The organism is Frankia sp. AgB32 (assembly GCF_023243045.1).
Classification (GTDB): domain Bacteria; phylum Actinomycetota; class Actinomycetes; order Frankiales; family Frankiaceae; genus Frankia.
The window spans coordinates 14,412-18,775 of the sequence record NZ_JALKFX010000066.1 but is presented as its reverse complement, the minus strand read 5'-3'; the positions used below and the strand labels follow the sequence as shown (position 1 = coordinate 18,775).

Sequence of the window (4,364 nt, the reverse complement as noted above, 5' to 3'; positions counted from 1 at the left end):
CCCCGGCGGAGAGCGCGCCGCCGGGGCAACCCGGCGATTCCGACCACCCTCCGCTCGGCACGGGGGCTCCAGGCCCGCAGGCTCCGGGCACGGGCCGCGATCCCGGTCCGGGCCGGGATCACGTCGAGCCGGGCGCGTCGGGGGCGCCCCGCCCGCACGGGCGTCCGCGCATGAGGATGGTGCACCAGTGAGCCGGCCCGGGCGGACTCCCCGTGGCCGCGTGCGCCATCCCCCGCACGAGTGGGGGCGCGGTCCGGTGCACGGCCAGCAGCCAGCGCCGGGTGTGGTCGCCAGTCCGGGGGACACCGCCCGCCGGACCTGGCCCGAGCGGGGCGTCAACCCCGTCACATCGGGCCAGCACACCTCCCCCGGTCGGGCCGTTCGGCCCGTCACATCGAGCCGTTCCGACCCGCCCGACCGGGCCATGGCGCGGCGCCGCCGGCCGTCGACACGCCCGGTCGGCCGGTCGTCCCAGCCCGAACGAGCCATGCCGACCGGCCGGTTCGCGCTGGCAACGCTCGGCCTGGCCGGTGTGGTCGCACTCGCGTGGTTCGGGATGATCATCCAGATCGGCCACTTCGACGTGGACGTGTTCCTGCGGGCCGGCCGGGCCGTGCGCGACGGCCGCTCTCCCTACCCCGCGCCGGGCACCGCGGCCGTGTACTCCGGTTCCGCCTTCGTCTACCCCTACCTCACCGCCTGGCCGTTCGCGGTGCTGTCGCGGCTGCCGGACGCGGACACGGTGTTCGTCGCCGGATCGGTGCTCGCGGTGCTGGCTGGGGTACGCCTCACCGGGGCCCGGGACTGGCGGGTGTACGCGCTGGTCGTCACCGCCTCGGCGACGATCATCGGGCTCCAGATGGGCACGCTCAACGCGTGGTTGTTCGCCGCCCTCGCCCTGGCCTGGCGACGCCGCGACCATCCGGGCAGCGCCGGCGCGGCCGTCGCCCTCGCGATCTACAGCAAGGTCTTCCTCGCCCCGGTGCTGCTCTGGCTGGTGCTGGCGCGGCGCTGGCGGGCTGCGGCGGTGGCGCTCGCCCTGCTCGCCGTCCTGCTCGGCGTGGGCGAGCTGGTCAGCCCGCTCGGCACGGCCAGCTACCTGACGATGCTGGGCCAGCTCGGCCGGGCGGAAGCGTTGGCCGGGGTGAGCCTGACCGGACTACTGGCGAACGTGGGCCTGCCCATGGGTGGGGCAAATGCCCTGGCCCGGGGCGCCGCGCTGGCCGTGCTCGCCGGTTGCGCCCTGGCGCTGCGGCGCGGGCACGACGAGCGGCTCGCCTTCACCGGCGCGGTCGTCGCCGGCCTGCTCGCCTCCCCCGTGGTCTGGTGCCACTACCTGCTGGTACTGGTGGCCCCGCTGCTGGCCCTGAGCGCGCCGGCCGACCGGGACGGGGCCCCGACCAGGGCCGACGGGGTCCCGACCAGGGCCGTTGGTCGCCCGTCGCCCGTGCCGATCGCCGTGTTCGCGACGGCCACCTGGTTTCTCGCCACGCCGCACCGCAGCACGGCGGCCGGTCTGGCCGTGACCGCCGCCATCGGCACGCCATTGGTGCTGTCGTGCCTGCTGGCGCCGGGTGTGCGGGGGGCCTTCGCCGGTCCGCGCAGGCCGACTGTCCCGAAGGTGACCCTGGTCGCCTCCCTGACCGCCGTCGCTGTCGCACTGGGTGACATTGCGACGATGCTGGCCACGGTGCACACGCCGTCCGCACATGTCGTCGGCTCGTACCTGGTGTTCGTCGGCGTCCTCGCGCTCCTTGCCTGGGCAGTACGGACCACCGCCACACGCAGCACGACCGAGCGGGATGGCCACGGCCCGGCAAGCCCCCGACCGACCAACAGTCACGGCTTACCCAGTACGGAGGACCACGCCGTGGCGCCCCGGGGTGTCGTCGCACCGTGACGGGGCAGACCACCGCAGACAGGGATGCACCAGCTCGTTGCACCCTGCCAACGGGTCCCGCTCGGCGGATCGCCGAGGTACCGTGGTCACGACGACGGCCCGAGCGGCTGTCCGCGCCCGGCTGAATGGCTGGGTGTGCGAGGTCGGTGCGAGCGCCAAAGCGGGGCAATTCCCGCCGTTGGGTCCGGTCGCGGAGCCGGCCGTACCCCGGCCGCCGGACGATGCAACGGGCTTGTGCGGACCTTCGCACCTGCCCTACTGATCTCATGGTGGCCCTGACCTGATCGGCGGATCCCTCTGTCTCAGCACGGAAACTCCCAGTCCCTTGCTGCCCATCGCCAGCCGCGCCCGGCCAGGGGCCGCGGCGGTGCGAGCGGCGCAAGCCGCGGCTCCCGCAACGGCGGCTCCCGCAACGGCGGCTCCCGCTTCAGCGGCCCGGCGCGTCCGACCGCTCCCCTCATCACCACCCGCGACCCGCGGCCCCCGGCGGAGACCTTCGAGGCCGCCGGTCTGCCGAAGCGGCTCATCAAGGCGCTTGCGGACCGTGACATAGCCGCGCCGTTCCCGGTGCAGGCATCCACCCTGCCCGACGTGCTGGCCGGGGAGAACGTCCTCGGCCGGGCCAAGACCGGCTCCGGCAAGACCCTCGCGTTCGGGCTGCCGATCCTCGCCCGCCTCGCGGCGGGCGGGCCGGCCACGCCGCGCCGGCCCCGCGCCCTCGTCCTCGTCCCGACCCGCGAGCTCGCCCAGCAGGTCAGCGACGCGCTCGAGCCGCTGACCCGGGCGCTGAACCTGCGCCTGGCGCCCGTCTACGGCGGAACGTCGATCAGCCGGCAGGTGTCGGTCCTGCGCCGCGGGGTGCACCTCGTGGTCGCCACGCCGGGCCGGCTGACCGACCTCGTCGAGCGCGGTGCCTGCGAGCTCGGCGCGATCGAGATGACCGTGCTCGACGAGGCCGACTTCATGTGTGACCTCGGCTTCCTGCCGGCGGTGCGGGCCCTGCTCGACGCCACCCCGACGGACGGGCAGCGCCTGCTGTTCAGTGCCACGCTCGACCGCGAGGTCGAGGTCCTGGTGCGGGACTACCTGCCGGACCCGGTCCTGGTCGCGATCGACTCGGAGACCTCGCAGGTCACCACCCTGCAGCGGCACGCGCTGGAGGCACCCGACCGGGCCGCGCAGGTGGCCCTGGTCACCGCACTGGCCGGCGGATCGGGGCGCACCCTGGTGTTCGTCCGGACCCAGCGCGACGCCGACCGGATCGCCGAGTCGCTCAGCCGCGCCGGCGTGCCGGCGGAGCCGCTGCACGGCGGAATGCCGCAGGGAGCGCGGACCCGGGCACTGGCCGGGTTCACCGACGGCTTCTACCGGGTCCTCGTCGCCACCGACGTGGCCGCCCGCGGCATCCACGTCGACGGCATCCGGCTGGTCATCCACCTCGGGCCCCCCGAGGACGCGAAGACCTACCAGCACCGCGGCGGGCGCACCGCCCGGGCCGGCGCTGACGGCGCGGACGTGCTGGTCACCCTGCCCGCCGAGCGCGGAAAGGTCCGTGGGCTGCTACGGGCCGTCGGCATCGAGGCCCGCCCGGCGCCCACCACGCCGGAGGACCCGATCGTGCTGGAGCTCGCCGGGCCGCCCGCTCCGCGGGTCAGCCGCGAGGAGATCCCGCCGGCACGGGCGGCCGGAGCGACCGGCGGACGGGGCCCGCGCTTCGGCGGCGGTTCCCGCGCCGGCGGCGGTCACGGCGGGGGTTCCCGCGACGGTGAGCACCGCCACGCCCGCAGGGATGGCGGCCACCGCGTCGGCCGCACGGCGACCGGTCACGGCCGTCCGGCACGCCGCCCCGGCGCCCCGGCGTCGACCCCGACCCCGGCCGCGCCGAGCGCCTGATCCATCTGCTGCCGCCCGACCGGTTCTCCCGGGCGGGCGGCAGCAGCCGGCCCAGCGGCCCCCGCCGGAGCTCACCACCGTGCCGGGGCCGCCGCCCCCGGGCACCCACGACTCCACCACAGGGGCTACGACGGACCAGCCCACCGCGACACCTGTCCGCAACGCCCTCACCTGCCTCATCCGACGGCTGGTGACGGCACTGTCCGGATGCGTGGTGTGAGCAGGACCACCGGAGTCTTTGCGTGTGCCGTCCCCTGGATACCGTTTTAGGGACAGGTGTCGACACATCACTGAAGGGAGCGTGTGTATGGAGCACGACCAGCCGGCCACCCTGACCTCCGGCCTGTCCGGAGCGGGATCGCTGGAGGCGCCCGTCGGCGCCACCGACGTAGCCCAGGCCGCGGATTCGGCCGACGAGCAGCCCTCGTTCGGCCCGGTTGCGAACCCCAAGCGGCTGCGTCTCGGAGTGTCGCGGTCCCTGTGACCCCCCACGGGTCAGGACCGTCCGGGTCGGCCGCCCCCCGGCGGGCGCCCAAGCGCCCCCCCGCCCCCCCCCCCGGCAAGTTGGGGT

General features: G+C 75.6%; 3 protein-coding genes. All 3 read left to right on the top strand.

Going from position 1 to position 4,364, the window contains the following annotated elements:
* The first annotated feature begins 487 nt into the window (after window positions 1-487).
* Window positions 488-1,900: a glycosyltransferase 87 family protein gene (locus MXD60_RS18210; RefSeq protein WP_248820517.1), complete on the top strand. Its 1,413-nt coding sequence runs from the start codon at window positions 488-490 to the stop codon at window positions 1,898-1,900.
* A gap of 567 nt (window positions 1,901-2,467) precedes the next feature.
* On the top strand, window positions 2,468-3,793 hold the full coding sequence (locus MXD60_RS18205; protein ID WP_248820516.1) for a DEAD/DEAH box helicase: 1,326 nt from the start codon (window positions 2,468-2,470) through the stop codon (window positions 3,791-3,793).
* Between the two features lie 307 nt (window positions 3,794-4,100).
* Window positions 4,101-4,277 (top strand): hypothetical protein, encoded by a 177-nt coding sequence (locus MXD60_RS18200; RefSeq protein ID WP_248820515.1) that lies wholly within the window; start codon window positions 4,101-4,103, stop codon window positions 4,275-4,277.
* The last annotated feature ends 87 nt before the right edge of the window (window positions 4,278-4,364 follow it).